The organism is Pseudogracilibacillus sp. ICA-222130, assembly GCF_037892545.1.
Lineage (GTDB): Bacteria > Bacillota > Bacilli > Bacillales > Amphibacillaceae > Pseudogracilibacillus.
Window position 1 is genome coordinate 54,022 of record NZ_JBBKBG010000009.1, and the last position, 21,492, is coordinate 75,513.

Below are 21,492 nucleotides of genomic sequence, written 5' to 3' on the forward strand. Positions count from 1 at the left end.
TTGCTCAGCTGATGGTTGTTGTACATCATTTGGTTCATCAACAGGCATTGTTGCGGATGCAAAAACGTGATCACCTGCTCCTATCCATACACACGCAATTGCAAACATTGTAATAAAAAACTTCTTACTCATTTCTTCCACTCCTTTTCGTTTGTGCATTTATCATAGCATCTATTTTTTGTTATATTAGAACCGTATTTTTCCAATACATAAAGCAACCCTGTAAACCTTTATATATTGCTTTTTTTGACGCAACTTTTTGGATAATATTTTACAAAATGGATGTTTTTACCTTGAATATGGTATTGACAACTTTTTAAATGAGCTCTATTGTTACATCTTTATTGCTCATTTATAACAAAACCTATTTACAAAATTATCTGAATATTGTAATATATAATTAATAATCAATCTCCCTAACTCTTTCATGTGTTTAAAGGGTATGTGGCCAGTTTTAGATTAACTTGATGACAAAGTTAGCTAGAACTGGCTTTTTCTTTAGTAAGATATCGAAAAGGAGGATGTATGATGCATTTTGATTTTTCGGATGAACAAAATTTATTACGTAAAACGTCACGTCAATTTGTGGACGAAAAAATTATGCCTCATATAGCAAAATGGGACCGTGAAGGTGCATTTGATCCGTCAGTTATGCGTGCTTTAGCAAAAAGCGGTTTTATGGGGGTTTGTATTCCTCAGGCATATGGTGGAAGTGGAATGGATTATAATGCATTAGCAATCGTTTGCGAAGAGTTAGAACGTGGAGATAATGCATTTCGAACAGCCGTATCGGTACATACCGGATTAAATAGCATGACATTACTACAATGGGGAAATGAAGCACAAAAACAACAATATTTAGTTCCACAAGCAAAAGGAGAAAAGATTGGTGCATTTGGTTTAACAGAGCCAAATGCTGGTTCTGATGTCGTTGCAATGGAGGCGACAGCGTCTGATGCTGGGGATCATTATATTTTGAACGGACAAAAAACATGGATCTCCTTATCAGATATTGCCGATCATTTTATCGTCTTTGCCTATACGAATAAAGCGAAAAAACATCACGGCATTTCTGCTTTCATCGTAGAAAGAGATTTTCCAGGTTTTTCTTCAAAGCCAATCAAAGGCAAATTAGGCATTCGTGCTGGAAATACAGGAGAAATATTTTTTGATGATATGAAAGTACCGAAGGAAAACTTACTCGGTCAAGAAGGAGAAGGATTCAAAATAGCAATGTCCGCACTTGATAACGGACGTTTCACTGTTGCAGCTGGTGCTGTTGGAACAATCATGGCTTGTTTAGAAGCTTCAGTCGCCTATTGTAACGAAAGAAAAACATTTGGCAAACCGATCGGTGAACATCAACTTGTCCAACAAATGATTGCAAATATGGAAGCTGGGTTACAAATGAGTCGTTTACTCGTTTACCGAGCAGGTGCATTAAAAAATGCCGGTAAGAGAAATACACGAGAAACTTCCCTCGCAAAATGGCAGGCTTGTGATTTTGCAAATAAAGCGGCAGACGATGCCGTACAAATTCATGGCGCATACGGATTTTCAGACGAATATCCTGTCGAACGATATTTACGTAACTCAAAAGCGCCGGTTATATATGAGGGAACGCGCGAAATTCATACCATTATGCAAGCGGAATATGTGCTCGGATATCGTCAGGACAAACCATTAAACAGAATGCTCCCTGCTTGGGAAAACAATGAATAAATATGGATTGCAACACTATATTCCAAGAAAAGTAATCTAAAAAAAGTATCAAAAAGACAGGCTTGAAAAATGAACAAGTAACAATGGAACGCTACGATAGAAACATATATTTTTCAAATGTTCCTTTACATTTTGCATTGAATGATATATTTCAAGCCTATCTACGCCTTTTACCTTATTTAATTTTCCATCATGGTCTTTCCTTAAAATGCCATTTTATGTTCTTTTATATGGATACCTCGTTCTTTTAATGCGGCGATATATTGTTTACCAGGGACAATTTTTTCTGGTGGAACTACACCACGTTTTGTAATTGTTCCGTTAGCAATTAATTGTGCCACTATCGAAACAGTCGCACCTGTCACCTGTGACATTGCTGTTCGTGCACGTTCTTTGTCATAATACGTAATCAATTCGTACGATAATAATGTATCTATATTCGCTTGTTTTCCACTTATATAGGCCTTCAATAATACAACATCTTCTTTATCTGTCGGATCGACAAACGGTTCTAATACTTTCAACAGTACTTCTCGTGGTTTTACATATTGATCATCTTCTAACTCCACAAACAAATACCGATCTGTCATTTGTAAGTCAACAAATAATTGAAATTTTTCACGATGACCGGGATAGCGAATCGTTTTATATTCTAATGTATGGACGTTCGAAAAACTATCTAATAAGGTGGACGTACCACCAGAAGTATGGAATGCTTCAAGTGGACCAAACTTTTCAAAATAAATTTCTTCTGGTTCAGATAAAGACAAAACATCTTCTCTTTTCCCATTGCGAATAATGGTGGAGGGATCTGTATAATGATCTAACAAACCTTCCATGGAAAAAACATGATGATAACCTAAAGGTGCTTCAGGTCGTATCGGAATTCCCCCAACATATAGTTTAATCATTTCTACTTTATCTAATTTGGAGGCACCATATCCAGTCAAAATATTAATCATACCCGGTGCTACACCTAAATCCGGAATAATCGTAATCCCTTTCTCTACTGCCTCATCATTTAGACGTAATACATTATCTGTCACATCACCAATATGTCCTCCTAAATCGATTACATGTGTACCTACATCGATTCCTACTTTTGCAACTGTTTCATTAAAACTATAAAACAATGCATTAATAACGACATCAAATTGCTTCATAAAGTTTTCTAATTCCTCTGTATGTGTTGCATCGACCTTAAACGGGAACAACTTTTCTGATTGTGCTAATTCTACAAGATCATATACATGATCCATCTCTATATCTGCAAGACCAACCATTTCTACGGCTTCACTGTTTAATGCATCCATTGCAGCTTCTTTTCCCATAAATCCAGCACCTAAAATACCTATTTTCATACAATCCCCCCTCTATTTTCAGCGATTAATCTACGTCAATTTGAGCACGTTGTAATTTTCCACTATAATCGACATAAATTGCTTTCCATTCCGTAAATACGTCTAGGGCTTGCACGCCTGAATCTCGGTGACCATTCCCTGTTCCTTTCGTCCCACCGAATGGTAAATGAATTTCTGCTCCTGTTGTTCCAGCATTTATATAAACAATCCCTGTATCTAAATCTCGTTGTGCTTGGAATACACGATTCACATCATTTGTAAAAATAGCACTAGATAATCCGTATGCCACACGGTTGTTTACTGTAATCGCTTCTTCAAAAGACGCTACCGGGATGAAAGATACGACTGGACCAAAAATTTCTTCCTGTGCAATACGCATCTCACTCGTTACATTCGTAAACAATGTCGGCGCGAAATAATATCCCCTATGATATGGCGCTTCTGTTAAACGGTGTCCACCAGCTAATAACGTTGCACCTTCTTTTTTTCCTATTTCTATATAGGATGCAATTTTTTCTAACCCATCTTGATTAATGATTGGCCCAACCTTCACATCTTTTTCTAAACCATTTCCGATCGTTAGTTTTTTCATATTCGCTAAAAGCTTTTCCTCTAATGCTTCTTTCACATCTTCATGAACAATGACACGACTACATGCCGTACATCTTTGCCCACTCGTTCCAAATGCACTCCAAATAATTCCTTCCACCGCTAATTCAAGATCGGCATCATCCATAACGATGACGGCATTTTTTCCACCTAATTCTAAAGAAACCTTTTTCAATTGGCGGCCACATTCACTTGCAATATGACTCCCAATTTTATTTGAACCTGTGAATGAAATGACCTGAATATCTTTATGTTGTACCATTGCCTCCCCAACTTCTTCACCTGCACCATAGACAATATTTATAACCCCTTTTGGTAAACCTGCTTCTTCAAATATCTTTCCTAACTCCGTTGCCATTAATGGTGTTTCTGTAGCAGGTTTCCAAATTACTGCATTTCCAGCAATGATTGCCGGGAAAGACTTCCATGTTGCAATTGCAATCGGAAAATTCCATGGTGTAATGATACCGACTACCCCAATAGGTGCACGAACACTCATGGCGAATTTATCTTTCAATTCTGCGTTAACTGTTTGCCCACATAATCGTCTACCTTCACCTGCCATATAAAAAGCCATATCAATTCCTTCTTGTACTTCTCCACGGGCTTCCTCTAACACTTTTCCATTTTCAAGTGTAAGTAATGTCGCAATCTTTTCTTTTCGCTCTTTCATTAATTGACCAACTTTATAAAGGACTTCAGCTCTTTGTGGCGCTGGTACAAGTGCCCACTCTTTTTGAGCTAATTTAGCTGCTTCTACTGCCTCCTTTACCTCTCTCTCACTAGAAAGAGGAACTTCCACGATTTTTTCCGATGTAGCTGGATTCATAACATCTGTAAATTTTTCTCCATTTACCCAATTTCCGTTAATATAATTACGCAATGTAGCTTGCTCCATGTATGGATGGATCATCATCCTTCCCTCCCCTTTGTAAACGCTGTCATTTTTTTCCGTATGTGATATATGTATATTTAGTATAACGTACATAAAATACGCATTCAATGCCAATATTCGAAATTTTCGTAGTATAATAAAAGAAAAGGAAAGAGGCTTATATATGCTTATCTTATTTTATGGATCGATTATTTTTTCTATTATAAGTTTTGGTTTAGCCTTAATAAAACAGTCCAGGTTATTTCTAATCATCACGATTATATGTTCTTTTCCTTCTGCTCTTTATCTCGCAGGTTATCCAGCATTACGTTTTAGTATTTTTATTCCGCTCGTATATGTATGTGTTTTTTATATATGCAAAAAAATGATAAAGGCATCATAGCTTTATTTAAGAGAAAGGATAGCTACAAAAATATATAACAATTTGTCAGCTAAAACTATTACATATTTCCGTAGCTACTCCATATCTTATCTTTTCCCAAAATGTTATGTTCTTTCAACTTACAAACATCCTCTATATTTGGTCCTCTAATGTATACAATGCCCGGTAATAGTCATTTTCTTTTAATAATTGGTCATGATGTCCTGCTATGTTTATCTGTCCATCTTCTAGAAAAATAACCCGATCCATCCACTTCGCACCAATTAAATGGTGTGTAACTAAAACCATCGTTTTATCACTTGCTGCTTCTACAAATGTTTGAATGAGATCTCTTTCCGTTTTTGGATCTAATCCGACTGTTGGTTCATCCAATAATATTATTGGTGTGTCTTGCACTAATACACGAGCAAAAGCAATCCGTTGGCGTTGTCCCCCTGAAAACCGCTTTCCTAGCTCATCCACATTCGTATGAATCCCTTTAGGCAATGTACGAATATAATCCATTAAATGTACTTTATCTAAAACCGCTTCAATCTCTTCATCTGTCACATCTTCACGCCCGATCCGAATATTATTTGCGACAGTCGTATGAAAAATATGTGGTTTTTGATTTAATACGGCAATATGTCTCGATAAAAATGAAGCATCTATTGTTTCGTTGCCTACTAATATTTCCCCTTTAGTCGGTTTTACTAATCCAGCAAGCATTTTTAACAAAGTAGACTTTCCTGCTCCACTTTTACCTAAAAGAGCTACTTTTTCTCCTGGTGAAATTTGTACACTTATATTATTTATCGTATTTTCCTTTTCGCCATCATATCGATACATTATATGACGTAATTCTATTCCTAGTGGACCATCAAGTGTCGTAAAAACGTTAGATACATCCTCATTTTCTTGCTCAACAGGTACAAATGTTTGTAAACGGTCGATCGTTTCTTTATAAATAGGCACTTCTTCCATTGCATCACTTAATGGTAACAATGCATCGATAACGGAAAAAGTCATTAAAACGAACGCAGCAAGGACAGTGGCAGAAATAACTTCTTCACCAACTATCTTATTTGTCCATATGAGCATGACAACTATCGAAATACCACCAAAAAATCGTAATACAGCATCCCGTACATGGTGCCATCGATTCGTTTTTTGTTCATACTGCAATAATGTTTCATGATGTTGCATCATATTTTTTTCTAATTCACTATACCTTCCGCTAATTAACCAATCTAATTGGCCAAAAATCGCATCAGTGACGTGACGGTAATATTTATTTCTTTCCATTCGTTCTTCTGAATATGTACGTTTCATTTTCATATACGCAATAAACGGAATGAGAAACACTATAATTCCTAACAATAATAGAAAATAAAGCATAAACACGAGATCAAAAGCACCGATAACAATGATAATGATCGTATAAATGAGCAATCCAATAATACTTGGAAATAATGTTTTTAAATAAAAATCTTGTAAACGTTCGATATCCTCTGACAATACTTGGAATAAATCTCCTGTTTCATACTTTCCTCTTAAGGAAATCGCGTCCTTTTCTAAAGCATCATACAGTCGCTTACGATATTTTGCTAAAATAGATAAAACGACATCATGGCCAACAAGTTTTTCTAAATAAGGAAAAACGGCTTGTCCAATACTAAATGCGCGAACGGAAACAATCGGCACATATACTAACATAATGTTTTCTGGACGTAAAGATGATTTGGAAATTAAATAACCGGAAACAAATAATAACATGGCACCTGAAGCGATGCCTAAAAATCCGAACAAAACGGCTAAAGACATTTTACCCTTAAATTGTTTGATATATGTCATTACCCAATCATGCACTGTCCTCTCCCCTTTGCTCGTCAAAAAATAATCGATACGCTTCATTTTGTTGTAATAATGCATTATGTTCGCCACATGCACCGACTTTCCCTTCGTCCATCCAAATAATTTGGGTACTATTTTTCACCCAATGGAGACGGTGTGTCGTTATAAACACAAATTTGTCGTAAAAATGTTCTAATATCAATTGTTTGATTTCGTATTCTGTTTCGATATCTAAATGTGCGGTCGGTTCATCTAATAAAATAATTTGTTTATCACTCAGTAATGCCCTAGCAAGCGCAACTCGTTGCTCTTGTCCACCACTTATCGTCCTTCCACCTTCTCCAATTCTTTCATGAATGCCATTCGGAAAACTATCCACCAAAGATTGTAACCCTATTTGTTGAATCATTTCTAACACACGTTCATCAGAAGCAGATGGTTCATAAAAGCGAATATTATCTGCTAATGAAATAGGAAATATATATGGATGTTGTGGAATATAAGCAATATGATCGAACCAAGAAGCATCATGTAATGTATCCCACACATCTTTATTCACTCGAAAATTCCCTTCTGTCGGATCTATCCGTCCAGCTAACAATTGAAGCAATGTCGTTTTTCCTGCACCACTTTCCCCAAGTACTGCAACAAAACCTCGATCGACACTTACATGTATCCCTTGTAAAATTGGGCGTTCCTCCATTGTAACACCTATATTATTCAAAACTACATTTTCTACACGTTCTTCTACTCGTTTTGTAGATGCAGTTACAATACGTTCACTAGCGAGCCAATCATTCATTTCAGCCATCGCCACTTGACCATCTAAAGTAGCATGAAAATCTTTTCCGACTTGTTTAATCGGAGAAAAATATTCAGGCGCTAACAATAAAATAGTTAATGATGGTAACAACCATATCGTTCCATCAATTAGTCGTAAACCTAACCCAACTGCAACGAAAGCGATAGATAAACTCGTAAAAAAATCTAATGCAAAAGAAGATAAAAACGCAATTCGTAATGTTTTCATCGTCGTTTTTCTATAATCATTACTTACTTTTTCAATCCGTCTTCCGTGCACTTTACTTTTCCCTAAAAATGCAAGTGTTTCTAATCCTTTTAATGAATCAACAAAATGGTTCGCTAATCTCGTATATGTCACATATTGTTTGTCTGCCATTTTTTCAGCGGCAAGCCCTAATAAAATCATAAATATAATTATAATTGGAACGGTAAAAATTAATATGTATGCAGAAGAACGGTCTACAAAAAAAACATATAAAACGATAATAGCCGGAACAATAATCGTTTTAATCATCCGTATCCCAATAATTTCCACATACGTTTTCACATGGGCAATCCCCTCCATTAACAATTGTACGAGATGCCCTGTTCCAATTTTTTGTACATCAGTACTTGGTTGGTGAAAGTATTGATATAATAGCTTTTCACGTAAATATGTACTGACATGATCACTATGTTTTTGTGCAATAATCCCTTCTATATGTGTCACAATATACCTTAATATAAAAGCGATAAAAAAGAAGCCGATATCGATGAACACATCTTCTATCGGCGTTTTTTGAAACAACAAAGTAATTGCTCTCGCTAAATAAATACTTTGCGCTATAATTAATCCTACCTCTATAAAAATAAAACATGTTAAAAGACTATAAGTAGAAAGGGCTCCCGGATACATCGGTAACCCTTTTTGACGTTTATTTTTCATCAATACTCCAACTCATCATCTGACTTAATTCTTTTTCTAAATACGTAGTAACTCCAAATAGTATACCCTAAAACGAAAGGTAATATTGCCACAGAAAATATGGTCATTACTTTTAAACTGTACGATCCTGAAGCAGCAGTATATACTGTTAAACTATATGCATCAGAAATCGAGCTAATCATGACTCGTGGAAACATTCCGATAAAAATACTTCCTGTTAATAAAATAATCGTTACAGACGTTAGTAAAAACGCATTAATATCCATCTTATTAGTGTTATATAGGTTTGCAAATAGTAGTGCCACCCAGGCTAATAACGGAATAACAAAAAATGTTTGTCCATGATACGTAAATACGTCTGAAACGAAATAACCAATTACAATAAATGCTAAGAAGGTAATGATTGTAAATGGCGCTACTTTTCTTCCCATCTCTCTTGCTCGTTCTTGTAATTCACCAGTTGTACGAATCGTTATAAATTGTAATCCATGTGTCAATGTTAATAATAAAAACATGACACCACCGAGCAATGCGTATGGATGTAGAAATTGGACGAATCCACCAACCATTTCCTTCTCTCCATTAATTGGCATTCCAACCATAAAGTTCGCTAAAACAACTCCCCATAAGATTGGTGGCAAGAAACTTCCAAGCCAAATACCCCAATCCCATGTTGTTTTCCATTTCTCATTCTGTATTTCTCCTCTAAATTGAAAGGCGGCTCCCCGGACAATGAGGGCAATAAGCATAAAGACAAGTGGAATATAAAAACCACTAAACATCGTTGCATACCAATGTGGAAATGCTGCAAACATAGCCCCACCGGCCGTAATAAGCCATACTTCATTTGCATCCCAAAACGGACCAATCGTATTTAAATACACTTTCTTTTCTTGTTCATTTCGTCCTAAAAATCGGGCAATCGTACCAACACCAAAGTCAAATCCTTCTAACACGAAAAATCCTACAAAAAATATCGTTATAACGATAAACCAAAATTCATTAAGAGACAACTCCAGCACCTCCATCTTCTTGATCAAATGGGTCTGTCATACTTTCTCTTTCCTTTTCATCATGATCTTCTTTTTTAATATGACGAATGAATAAATAAATTGTAATAATCGCTAATATTGTATATAGCGTTACAAATGTTAGAAGCGAAAATAACATTTCTCCAGCCGTAACAGATGGAGATATGGCGTCTTCTGTACGCATGATGCCATATACGACCCATGGCTGTCTACCAATCTCGGTTAAAATCCATCCAGCAGTATTCGCGATAAATGGTAGTGCCATCCCAAACGTAATTAATTTTAAATAAAATTTGTGATGTTGTAATTTTTCTAATCGAGCTAAATAAATTCCGTAAAATCCTAATAACACCATAACCCCACCTGCTCCAGTCATTATACGAAATGCCCAGAATAATGTTTTAACGGGTGGGATATAATCCCCTGGACCATATTTTTCCTCATATTGTGCTTGTAAATCATTCATTCCCTCTAATGAACCACTAAATTCATTAAAAGATAGAAAACTTAAAAGTACTGGAATATCGATAGAAAAATCATTCTTTCGTTCTTCCGTATTAATGTTTGCATATACCGTAAATGGTGCGGGATCCCCACTGTTTTCCCACAGTGCTTCCGCTGCAGCCATTTTCATCGGTTGTGACTGAACTATATACTGTGCTTGCCAGTGCCCTGTAAATAAAATAGCAAAAGCTGAAAATGCACCGACCGTAATCGCAATATTAAATGATTTTTTAAACATTTCTAAATCATGTCTTCGCGCAATTTTCCATGCACTAATTCCAGCAATTAAAAATGCACCTGTTGCAAATGATGTTAATAAAACGTGTGGGAATTGTGCCCAAAAATGTGGATTCGTTACAATTGCTAAAAAATCATTCATTTGTGCACGCCCATCCACCATCTCAAACCCTACTGGATTTTGCATGAAAGAGTTTGCCGTAAGAATCCAAAATGCCGAAAAAATAGTACCTAAAGATACGAGCCAAACTGTTAATAAGTGTACCTTTTTGGATAATCTATTCCACCCGAACACCCAAAGTCCGATAAATGTCGATTCCATAAAAAAGGCTAATAATCCCTCTATTGCCAGTGATGGACCAAATACATCCCCAACAAATCGTGAGTAGTTTGACCAGTTCATTCCAAACTGGAATTCTTGTAAAATACCTGTAACAACTCCGATTGCGAAGTTAATTAAAAATAATACTCCCCAAAACTTCGTCATCCGTTTGTACATTTCATCACCTTTAAACACATACAATGTTTGCATGATTGCGATAATTAAAGCTAACCCAATTGATACTGGAACGAAAAAATAGTGGAAAATAGTAGTTGAAGCAAATTGTAGACGGGCAATTATTAAAGGATCCAATCTCAAAACATCCTTTCTGTCATAAATTTATCGTACGTTCTTACTAATTAAGTATAGAATAAAAAAACGATTTTGTTTGAAAAACTTATTACAATTCATGTACAGAATAATGAATCTTTCGTGACAGTTATGTGAATACGCTTACAATATCTCTTTTTTTAAAATGTTATAACGAGATCGCTACTACCGTGTATATCATAGTCTAAAATAATGAAGCTCGGGCTGTACGGAATTATTGCTGGGATAGTATTGGTGCTCGTGTTCGGTATTCGTTGGATAGTAAAGCGTCGGAAGAAGAAAAAAGGACACCGAAATGTTGCGTGACGCTAGATTTTATATCCGCAAGTTCGTGGTGATTTCGTTTCCAACTTGCGGAATTAAACGATATATCCGCAAGTTCCAGGTGATTTTGCTTTCAACTTGCGTAATTACGTGATATATCCGCAAATTCCAGGTGATTTTGCTTTCAACTTGCGGAATTAATTGATATATCCGCAAGTTCGTGGTGATTTCGTTTCCAACTTGCGGAATTAAACGATATATCCGCAAGTTCCAGGTGATTTTGCTTCCAACTTGCGGAATTAAACGATATATCCGCAAGTTCCAGGTGATTTTGCTTCCAACTTGCGGAATTAAACGATATATCCGCAAGTTCATGACGATTTAGCTTTCAACTTGCGGGGACAAATTTTTCATAAAAGGAATAAAGGTTAGTGTGTCACTTCCACATACTTCACTTTCTTTACTTTTCACGTATACCATCATATTACCTTTTTTGCTTTGTCCCAAACTCATTCGATATTTTTAATCAAGTACTTCCATTACGACAAGCCTGTATACACGAGACATTTACACAAGCTTGTCCAAATAAAAAATTCATTTATCCTTTACTTTCTCTTTTTTTTAGTATCTCTTTTTTCTTGTAAATGTACCACATCTGCTTTTTCCTTCGGTTGGAAAAGACTTTTGATAAATAATACTAAAATAAATAATAACCATGATGTGACAACATAGTAAATGATTTTTGCATTTCCTTCCAATTGGTCCAAGAAAATCGTCATACCACCCCAAATAATTGCCACTGCAAGTAATTGAAAACCGAAAAATTTCTTCGGATTTACATCCATTGTATCATCCCCTATAAAGCTTTCTATTTTTATTATATATAATTAATACATTTCTTGAAATGCTTTTATCATTGAATCATAATTTAACGGGCCAATTGCTATATTGTGAATGGACCCATCTGTATTAAGCAAATAAGATGTCGGCAATGCATTTGCTTGATACGTTGTAGCAATCATCGTATCAACATCTTGCAAAATTGTAAATGTTATCTCTAATTCCTGTAAAAAGTTGGTTACTGTTTGTAAGCTTGACTCTGTTTCGGTTAAATTAACTGCTAAAATAACGACATCTTCCCCAAACTCATCATGAACTTTTTGCATATCCGGCATTTCAGATCGACAAGGTGGACACCATGTCGCCCAGAAGTTTAACAATACTTTTTGTCCACGGTAATCAGATAATTTTACTTTTTCACCATCCATTGTTTCTAATTCAAAATCAGGCGCAATATTCCCCTGTTCAATTCCTACTTCCCCTTTCGGTGCACTTTCCACCTCTTCTTTATCACCTTTCACTTCCATTTCTGTTTGTGTAGCGGTGATCATTTCATCTTTTTTTGCTTCTTCCTCTTTTTTCGTTGATACAAAATCAAACACTGCATAACCTGCCAATCCTAAAATAATTAGGATGATGATCCATTTTTTCATGTTTTATCCCTCGCTAACTTTCTTTTCTAATACTATATAACCACTATATATAATACATAACAATCCGATAAAGATAGGACTTACCATGTAATGAAACAATCGAATGGAACCAAGGTAATACCAACAAATTATTTGCAAACTAAACCAACTATAAATAACGATATGTAATTGATGTGGATATCGTTCCAATAATATGTATAGAAGGAGTAAAATCGTATAAATAATTATATAGTAGAAGTAATATGTATTTTTCTCTACTATTATTTGTAAAAGTTCATACATAAACAATGTGCCTAATAATACCGGTATAAACGTATTCCATATCGGTCTAAATGGTCGCTTCTTTTTAAATGTTTCATATACTGTATATATACTTACCAATAAAAGCGCTATATATAACGCTCTTCTATCACTTGGATATGATAAAATCGCAAGCGGGTCCTTCATAAACAATTGAAAATTGGCCAATATTTTTCCAATCCATATGCAAATAATGATATGTATGGTAAGTGATATCACCTCATCTATTCGTTTTTTCTTATTTAATTTCTCTTCTCGGTCCATAACATAATAAAACAATAAACCAAAGAGGAAGCTTGCGACCAATACAAGTAAAAAACGTAATACCGTCGTTGAAACCAATAATATATCCTCCACATGATTATTCTTTCTTAAGTATAACGTAGCACATATAAAATAGCTTATATTCCGCTTCATTTCACAACATTGTTAAAATTAAATATACGCACACGAAAACAACATATAAAGGACAAAATTCTATTGCGAAAATGCTCTTTCTGTTCAAACCTAACATTTCACATAATAAATGTGAACAATATATCGTTCAAAATCAACGTCCGATTTGGCTTCACAAAAATGAAAACGGTCACATTTATCTTGTAATGATAAACATGACCGTTTTTCATAATGAGAGATTCGCTTTGTCGCTATCTCTTTTATGATTATTTTGCAATTAAATCTTGATAGGCTTCTGTTTTTTCCATTTTACTTTGTACATAAGAGCAAACAGGTTCGATTTTTAAATTTTGTTCTCGAGCATACGATGTAATAACTTCTACTAGTTGTCCTGCAATGCCCTGTCCTCTCAATTCATCTGACACATAAGTATGGTCTACAGTAATAACCCCATCACTTTTCGGTTGGAATGTAATTTCTGCAAGCGGATTTGCTTCATCTTCTCCAATATAAAACTTATTTGTTCCTTTTACTATATTTGCCATATGCTCTCCTCCTTATATTATCTATCGTAACATATGTCTGAAATTTCTAAAAGATAATTTCCCAATTTATTACTAAAGGAAAACATCGATAAACTCCTTCTGGGCTTATTAACCTATCTTCGTTCCATTTGGAACTTCTTCATCCGGTTGTAATAATACAACATCTTCTTCAGAAGGGATACCACCTAACACTAGAACCTCTGATTTAAATCCAGCAATACGCATTGGAGGGAAGTTTACAACTGCTACCACTTGCCTTCCAACTAGTTGTTCTGGCTCATAACGTTTCGTAATTTGTGCGGACGATTGTTTGATGCCAATTTCTCCAAAATCAATTTTCACTTTAATAGCTGGCTTCCTTGCTTCTGGAAATGGTGTTGCTTCCATAATCGTTCCTACTCTCATATCTACTTTTAAAAAATCATCAAATTGTATCATGTTTATCCTCCTACTTTGCATCAATCATTGTCAGTTGTTTTGGAAAAGATGTTAATACTTCCACTTCTCCATTCGGATGTACGTACACATCATCTTCAATTCTAACCCCACCTACTCCTTCTTTATAAATACCTGGTTCGATCGTAAACAATAATCCTTCTGTTATCTTTTCTTCGTTTTCACCGTGAATCGAGAGTGCTTCATGCACTTCTAAACCAAGCCCATGACCAGTACGGTGGGTAAAATAAGCACCATATGAAGCATCTTCTATGACCGTTCTTGCTGCATGATCAATGTTTTTAATTGGATCCCCTAATATGACTGCTTCAATTGCTTTTTCATTTGCTCTTAAAACTGTCTCATATATACGTCTTTGCTCTGCTGATACATTACCAATGGCAAATGTTCTCGTTATATCTGAACAATAATGATCAACAAATACACCAAAATCAAATAATAAAAAGTCTCCATATTGGATTGGTCGATCACCTGGCTCCCCATGTGGCAACCCACTATTTTCACCAGTAAGTACCATCGTATCAAAAGCTATTTTTTCAGCACCTAAATTTCGCAATGCGGTTTCCAATTTTGATTTAATCTCATTTTCGGTCATCCCAATTTTTATACATGGAATAATTTCATATAAAGCATCTTCCGTAATCGAAATTGCTTTTTTTACGTTCGCTATTTCTAACGTAGATTTGCGTAAACGCATATTCATGATCGTTTGTTCGACTTCTTTAAAACTACTTATTCCTGTCTCCTTCTGTAACGCTTCATACTGTGCTACGGTCATATAATTTTTTTCAATGAAACAAATAGCCGATTTTTCTTTCATATATGCAGCTAATTTAGCATAACCATTTTCCGTATCGCCTACCGGTATAAATTCATCTACGTTTTCTGCTTCTTTTTTCGCTTTTTCCAAGTCTAATGTTGGTAAAAATAATGTCGTCCGTTTCTCTTTCATATCGATTAATAATCCAAAAAATCGTTCATGTGGTTCCGCGTATAAATTTGTCACATAATAAATATTTAGCGGATCCATGAACAAAATATAGGTAGCTTCCGTTATTATATGTTCATGCTGCATTAATTGTTTGATTCTTTCTTTATACATGATTACTTTTCCCCTTGTTCCAATTTTTCGGTAAAAATTGCTTTCGCTTCTTCTTTAGATTTCCGGTCAATAAAATAAGCAATTGCCGCCTCGCATAATGCATAAGTACCGGCACTCGCTACCACTCCAGATATAATATTTCCGGCACCAGGTAAAAATTTGGCAAGTTGTCTTGATACATTTCTTAATGTATATCCAACTCCAACATTTATGCCCATCGCACTTAAAAACTTCATGATTGTTTTTCTATTAAACTTCTCCCCGCTTATAAGTGCTATCGTACTAATCATCGATAATTGCATACCGGTAATTACTGGCATATCAGCAATTGGAATGGGAGTAGCTCCAATTAAACCTGTGACAGAGGCTGTACTTTTCCCTATTTTTCTCGCTAAACTTTTTTGTACTGCGGTGACCCGTGATAGTTTAGCTAAAATGACTTGTGCCTCTTCAGGTAATTCCTTTAATAAATAATATAATAATTCGTCTATATTATACCTACGATCATACACAATCCTATCTTCTTCAAATTCCATATATGCACAAACTGGTATGACCGTTGTCGGTTTTTCAAGTCGTTGGATCAATTTTTCCTCTAGTAATCGAACGGTTGCATCGATATTTTCTTGTTTCACAGGATGATCAAACGGTGGTTCACTGTTTGACACTGGTGCAAGTTCATCCACTTGTGTAACGATTCCTGCAATTGGTATATCGTATTGGTGTACTTCCCCAATCATCTCTTTTAATTCTTTTAATTGATCGATATCTTCATCGATACGTGCCCCTACTTCTTTCCCTTTACATAAAAACAACATAACATCCGGGCATTTTTCTTTAATGGCATCCTTAATTTCCTCAATTGGAGTGGCTGATTTCGTTGCCTCTGTAGGATCATGTCCTTCTCCAAGTCCTCTCGTATCTAATATATCGATACCACCTAAATCATTTTCATATTTATACCATTTTCCTGTTCCCGTTTGTGCCTTATAATGGCCGATACTCGCTTTCATTTCACCAAAAATCGCATTAATTAAACTTGACTTCCCTGCTCCACGCCTACCAACAATTACGATACGTGCTGGACGGGCATGTATTAAAAAAGATTGCAATTTAGTCACTTCCTTTTTAATAAGCGATTTTGTATTTGCTGGCATTTTTGTTTGATCGACCTTCAGTAAGATAGAACTAAACAACTGTTTCCATTCATCGTACATATTTTCATTATTTTCTGTCATTTCAATCACCACGATTGTCGTTATTTTCCTCTTCCCTATTGTACCGTATTTTATCCTTCTTGAAAAATAGCGGGTATATTTCCTGTCATACCTATATTTAGGAGTTCAGTTAATGTATCTCAGGAACAATTGGGTTAGGATGGATTTTTGATTAGGATGCAGTGCTCGTCCCCTTCATAATAGCTTGTTCATAACATGTCGGCCTAATACATCAAATAAACAATCAACATTATAAAAACTTAGTGCTATCATCCCTCATGTATATAGGAAGTTGAACTTACCACTATATCATCCCATGTATTCTCTACGATTGAACATTATATTAGAAGCATGTAAACAGGTGTATAAAGCTTAAAAAACTAGCTTTGTATAGAACAATAGCTAGTTTTTTAATCACGTAATATCCATTGAAAAATTAATCCTCTTTAGACGCTCCAAACCAGTTTATTGAAGTAGGAGCTTTATTTAGAAAAATATGTTTTGGTTCCCGATATTCCTCTAAGCCTAGTTTTCCTAATTCACGTCCAAACCCGGATTGTTTGTAGCCACCCCAAGGTGCTTCAGGAAAGTAAACATTAAAATCATTGATCCAAACAGTTCCCATTCTAAGCGCTCGCACTATACGGTTAGCCTTATCCATATCTTCCGTCCATACGCCTCCAGCTAATCCATAACGGGAATCATTTGCTAATTTTATTGCTTCTTCTTCTGTTGTAAATGTTTCAATCGTAATAACTGGACCAAAACCTTCTTCTTGTACAACATGCATATCGGTTGTGCAATTAGTAAATACGGTAGGTAAATAGAAAAAACCTTTCCTTAATGCCGCATCTTCTGGTTGAGCGCCTCCTACTAATAAGGTGGCACCTTCTTCTTTCCCCTTTTCGACATAATCGACTACCTTTTTTAAATGTGTTGCGGAAATGAGTGGACCCATTTCGGTCATATCATCTACTCCATTTCCGAGGCGAATGTTTTTCACACGTTCTACCAATTTCTCTACAAAAACATCGTGCAAACTTTCTTCAATAATCAATCTTGTACCTGCAGAACAAACTTGCCCCGCATGAAAAAAGACTCCATTTAACGCAACATCTACTGCTTCTTCCAATTTTGCATCTGCAAAAATAATATTAGGATTTTTCCCACCTAATTCTAATGCCACTTTTTTTACATTACTCGTCGCTGCTTGCATTACCTTTTTTCCTGTTTCAAGTCCACCTGTAAAGGAAATGAGATCTACATCTTCACTTTCAGACAAAGCAGCACCTACTGTATGTCCTGGTCCTAATACTAAATTTACTACCCCTTTTGGTACACCGGCCTCTTCCATTAATTCGAATACTTTAATCGTTGTAAGTGGTGTTATTTCACTCGGTTTCATTACTAATGTATTTCCAGCAACTAAAGCTGGGGCTAATTTCCATGAAGCCTGTAATAACGGATAGTTCCAAGGTGTAATTTGACCACATACACCTACAGGTTCATATATAACCGTACTAGCCACATTTTCCATCGGGACTTCTACTCGTTCCACTTCATCTTTAGCGATATTTGCGTAATATCGAAAGACATCTACAATACCATCCATGTCCCAACGGCTTTCTTCTAATGTTTTTCCCGTATCCAACGTCTCCAACATAGCTAATTCTTCTTTATCACGTTCGATTAGATTAGCAATTTCATGTACGATTTGTGCACGTTCTTCTGTCGAAATTGTCGGCCAAGTTGTCGTATCAAATGCTTTCCTTGCGGCACTAATGGCAAGTTGAGCATCTTCTTCATTACTTTCTGTCACTTTCGCGATGACTGATTGATTGAAAGGATTTATAATTTCACGCACTGATCCTGATAGAGAAAAGCTCCATTCTCCACCTATGTATTGCTGCTTAATGTCCAAATGACTCCCACCTTTATTAAATTAATTAAGAAAAAATTTAATTTATTGAACAAATTTAACTTAACATATGGATATATAATTGTCAAAACTATATTAAAATAGTTATTTGACATATAAATTTATTAATGTATCATAAAAATTATTAAGAAAAAATTTAATTTTATAAATGAACTTTTAAAGAGGTGTTCAAATGACTCTGTCAAATAACGATCAAGCTCTACACAACATTGAAGAGGCAGAAGGCGAAATCATTAACGCCATTGCGGAAACAATGGATGTTTATGGAGTGACACCTTCTATTGGTAGACTTTATGCAACGATGTATTTTCGTGATCAAATGACTTTAGATGAAATGCGAGACGAATTAGGTTTAAGTAAACCAAGCATGAGTACAGGTGTCCGTAAATTACAAGATATCGAAATGGTTAAAAAAGTATATCAACGCGGATCAAGAAAACATGTGTATCAAGCTGAAAAAGACTTTTTCAATACATTTATTGGTTTCTTCTGTCAAATGTGGGAACGAGAAATAAATACGAACACTGCAGCAATTGAACGTTCTAAAGAATTACTGCAAAAAGTGATCGATGATGAAGCTGTTTCATCCATTATAAAAAAAGATGCAACTGAAAAGTTACACCAAATAGAAGGTTCTATGCAATATTACGAATGGTTAAACAATTTAGTGAAAAGTATTCGTAGTGAGGAAATTTACAATTTCATACCTAAACATCCGCCGCAAAAATAATACACATTTTTGGAGGATATGATGAGAACTAAATTTCGAAGTTTTTTACATGTATTTCTTTTAAGTATTGTAGTAGCTGGAGTATTAGTCGCATGTAGTAATAACGATGAAAACAAAGAAAACACTAGTAATAATGATGAAAAGCAAGCGATTGAAATGGGACAAATTAATTGGGCTGAAAATATCGCTGTAACAAATATGTGGAAAGTTATTTTAGAAGAGGAAGGATATGAGGTAAACTTAAATGTTCTTGATATCGGAACTCAAATGGCAGCATTAGAAAACGATGAATTAGATATTAGTCCAGAAATTTGGCTACCTGTGCAAGATGCTAGTTATGTAGAACAATATAAAGATAAAGTGAATTTTTCTGAAACAACATGGTATGACAATGCCAAAGTAGGTCTTGTTGTTCCCTCTTATATGGAAGATATTACTAGTATAGAAGATTTACATGATCATGTAGATGTATTTGAAGGTGTGATTACTGGTTTTGACCCAGGAGCTGGCACAATGGAAGTGACAGAAGATTTAATCCAAGAATACGACTTACCATTCGAACTATTACCTAGTTCAGAACCGGCGATGTTAACCGAAATTACAGAAGCAATGAAAGAAGAAAAACCGATTGTTGCTCCTTTATGGAGTCCACATCGTATATTTTCAGAACTTGATTTGACATACTTAGATGATCCTAAAAAAGTATATGGTGATGTCGAAAAAATCCACCATGCAACAAGACTTGATTTTGCTGATGACCATCCTGAATTAGCGACATGGTTCGATAATTGGAAAATGGATGACGACCAAATCGGGTCTTTAATGGTGGAAGTTTCTGAGGCGGAAGATCCATTGGATGGTGCGCGAACATGGGTAGAAGAAAATGAAGATGTCATTAATGAATGGTTAGAGAAATAATAGAAAGAGTTTGGAACAAAATAAAAGTTAGTGTAGAACACAGAGGACAACATGAAAAATCGCAATACATTTCTAAAGTGATGATCTAACATGAACAGTCCGTGTTTCAACTTATTTACTAACTTATGTTCCAAACTCTTTTTTAAACATGTTATGCATATCCATGATAAAATAATAGAACAATCATTTGTTAAAGGAGAGAAAATAAAAGTGGATATTACTTTAAATAACGGCATTGTGATGCCTCAAGTTGGTTTAGGTGTTTACTTGGTTGAACCGCAAGTAGCAAAAAGCACGGTGTTACATGCCTTAAAAACAGGTTATCGTTCTATTGATACAGCGCAATTTTACAACAATGAAAAAGAAGTTGGAGAAGCGATAAAAGAAAGTGGCATCCCTCGTGAAGAAATTTTTGTAACGACAAAGGTGTGGAACTCTCATCACGGATATGAAGAAACATTAGAAGCATTTGAGGAAAGTTTACATAAATTACAACTTGATTATATTGATCTCTATCTGATCCATTGGCCAATGCCAATGAAAAATAAATATGTAGATACGTATAAAGCATTAGAAACGTTATATAAAGCCGGAAAAGTAAAAGCAATCGGATTAAGTAATTTCCATATCGACCATATTGAACATATCCTTTCCCATTGTACAATAAAACCTGTTGTGAATCAGGTGGAATGTCACCCATACTTCCAACAAAATGAATTAAAAACCTTTTGTGAACAACACGATATCTATTTAGAAGCATGGAGTCCATTATCAAGAGGGGCTGTATTACAAGACGAAACGATTGTAAAGCTTGCCGAAAAATATAGTAAATCTCCGGCACAAATCATTCTGCGATGGCATATACAAAGAAATACGATTATTATTCCAAAATCTATTACACCGAATCGTATCGAAGAAAATTTCCAATTATTTGATTTTAGTTTAGATGAAGAGGATATGCAACGGATTGCCTCCATCGATAAAAATGAACGCCGTGGTCGAGAACCGAATACAATGGATATGATTTAATCGTAAGCTAGAATTTTTTAGTTTATGATGAGCGTTTCAGAACTACATCTTATTTTTTCACCATATACTATACTGTGAAAGCTCCCATATGAGAGCTTTCACAGTTTTTATTTATGTTACCTTTGAAAAAAAAGCCTATTCCATCCGT

The 21,492-nt window shown here is 35.3% G+C and carries 18 protein-coding genes; 4 read left to right on the forward strand and 14 right to left on the reverse strand.

The window, feature by feature from the left end:
* Positions 1 to 528 precede the first annotated feature (528 nt).
* Positions 529 to 1,722, forward strand: a complete 1,194-nt coding sequence (locus WKT09_RS06045; protein ID WP_340415172.1) for an acyl-CoA dehydrogenase family protein — start codon at positions 529 to 531, stop codon at positions 1,720 to 1,722.
* 203 nt (positions 1,723 to 1,925) lie between these two features.
* On the opposite strand, the gene WKT09_RS06050 is transcribed toward WKT09_RS06045, so the two are convergent.
* The 14 genes from WKT09_RS06050 to betB form a co-directional block, all read right to left on the reverse strand.
* Complete coding sequence (locus WKT09_RS06050; RefSeq protein ID WP_340415173.1) at positions 1,926 to 3,083, reverse strand: saccharopine dehydrogenase C-terminal domain-containing protein; 1,158 nt, start codon at positions 3,081 to 3,083, stop codon at positions 1,926 to 1,928.
* 25 nt (positions 3,084 to 3,108) lie between these two features.
* Positions 3,109 to 4,605 carry an aldehyde dehydrogenase family protein gene (locus tag WKT09_RS06055; protein WP_445323991.1) on the reverse strand — a complete coding sequence of 499 codons (1,497 nt, stop codon included), beginning with the start codon at positions 4,603 to 4,605 and terminating at the stop codon, positions 3,109 to 3,111.
* Between the two features lie 496 nt (positions 4,606 to 5,101).
* On the reverse strand, positions 5,102 to 6,817 hold the full coding sequence (gene cydC, locus WKT09_RS06060) for a thiol reductant ABC exporter subunit CydC (protein ID WP_340415174.1): 1,716 nt from the start codon (positions 6,815 to 6,817) through the stop codon (positions 5,102 to 5,104).
* A complete protein-coding gene (gene cydD, locus WKT09_RS06065) occupies positions 6,810 to 8,531 on the reverse strand; it encodes a thiol reductant ABC exporter subunit CydD (RefSeq protein WP_340415175.1) in 1,722 nt (573 codons plus the stop codon). Before cydD ends, cydC begins: the two co-directional genes overlap by 8 nt.
* Complete coding sequence (gene cydB / locus WKT09_RS06070) at positions 8,531 to 9,559, reverse strand: cytochrome d ubiquinol oxidase subunit II (RefSeq protein WP_340415189.1); 1,029 nt, start codon at positions 9,557 to 9,559, stop codon at positions 8,531 to 8,533. The genes cydD and cydB overlap by 1 nt, the downstream gene beginning before the upstream one ends.
* The gene (locus tag WKT09_RS06075; RefSeq protein ID WP_340415176.1) at positions 9,534 to 10,937 is read right to left on the reverse strand and encodes a cytochrome ubiquinol oxidase subunit I; all 1,404 of its coding nucleotides are present in this window, start codon (positions 10,935 to 10,937) and stop codon (positions 9,534 to 9,536) included. The genes cydB and WKT09_RS06075 overlap by 26 nt, the downstream gene beginning before the upstream one ends.
* An 887-nt stretch (positions 10,938 to 11,824) precedes the next feature.
* A complete protein-coding gene (locus WKT09_RS06080; protein ID WP_340415177.1) occupies positions 11,825 to 12,064 on the reverse strand; it encodes a hypothetical protein in 240 nt (79 codons plus the stop codon).
* Positions 12,065 to 12,106: 42 nt separating this feature from the next.
* Positions 12,107 to 12,712, reverse strand: coding sequence for a peroxiredoxin family protein (locus WKT09_RS06085; protein WP_340415178.1), 606 nt, complete (start codon positions 12,710 to 12,712; stop codon positions 12,107 to 12,109).
* Positions 12,713 to 12,715: 3 nt separating this feature from the next.
* Positions 12,716 to 13,354 (reverse strand): hypothetical protein, encoded by a 639-nt coding sequence (locus WKT09_RS06090; protein WP_340415179.1) that lies wholly within the window; start codon positions 13,352 to 13,354, stop codon positions 12,716 to 12,718.
* A 320-nt stretch (positions 13,355 to 13,674) separates the two neighbouring features.
* On the reverse strand, positions 13,675 to 13,953 hold the full coding sequence (locus WKT09_RS06095) for a GNAT family N-acetyltransferase (protein ID WP_340415180.1): 279 nt from the start codon (positions 13,951 to 13,953) through the stop codon (positions 13,675 to 13,677).
* A gap of 108 nt (positions 13,954 to 14,061) precedes the next feature.
* Complete coding sequence (gene csaA, locus WKT09_RS06100) at positions 14,062 to 14,391, reverse strand: chaperone CsaA (RefSeq protein WP_340415181.1); 330 nt, start codon at positions 14,389 to 14,391, stop codon at positions 14,062 to 14,064.
* Positions 14,392 to 14,401: 10 nt separating this feature from the next.
* Positions 14,402 to 15,511 (reverse strand): M24 family metallopeptidase, encoded by a 1,110-nt coding sequence (locus WKT09_RS06105; protein ID WP_340415182.1) that lies wholly within the window; start codon positions 15,509 to 15,511, stop codon positions 14,402 to 14,404.
* A gap of 2 nt (positions 15,512 to 15,513) precedes the next feature.
* On the reverse strand, positions 15,514 to 16,749 hold the full coding sequence (locus WKT09_RS06110; protein WP_340415183.1) for a GTPase family protein: 1,236 nt from the start codon (positions 16,747 to 16,749) through the stop codon (positions 15,514 to 15,516).
* 415 nt (positions 16,750 to 17,164) lie between these two features.
* Positions 17,165 to 18,649: a betaine-aldehyde dehydrogenase gene (betB, locus tag WKT09_RS06115; RefSeq protein ID WP_340415184.1), complete on the reverse strand. Its 1,485-nt coding sequence runs from the start codon at positions 18,647 to 18,649 to the stop codon at positions 17,165 to 17,167.
* Between the two features lie 190 nt (positions 18,650 to 18,839).
* Here betB and cudC point away from each other — a divergent pair, with 190 nt between their 5' ends.
* From cudC to WKT09_RS06130, 3 genes are all read left to right on the forward strand, one after another.
* On the forward strand, positions 18,840 to 19,397 hold the full coding sequence (gene cudC / locus WKT09_RS06120; RefSeq protein ID WP_340415185.1) for a choline uptake/conversion transcriptional regulator CudC: 558 nt from the start codon (positions 18,840 to 18,842) through the stop codon (positions 19,395 to 19,397).
* Positions 19,398 to 19,418: 21 nt separating this feature from the next.
* Entirely contained in the window at positions 19,419 to 20,315 is an 897-nt protein-coding gene (locus WKT09_RS06125) for a glycine betaine ABC transporter substrate-binding protein (RefSeq protein ID WP_340415186.1), read from the forward strand.
* Positions 20,316 to 20,555: 240 nt separating this feature from the next.
* Complete coding sequence (locus WKT09_RS06130; RefSeq protein ID WP_340415190.1) at positions 20,556 to 21,344, forward strand: aldo/keto reductase; 789 nt, start codon at positions 20,556 to 20,558, stop codon at positions 21,342 to 21,344.
* Positions 21,345 to 21,492: the final 148 nt, after the last annotated feature.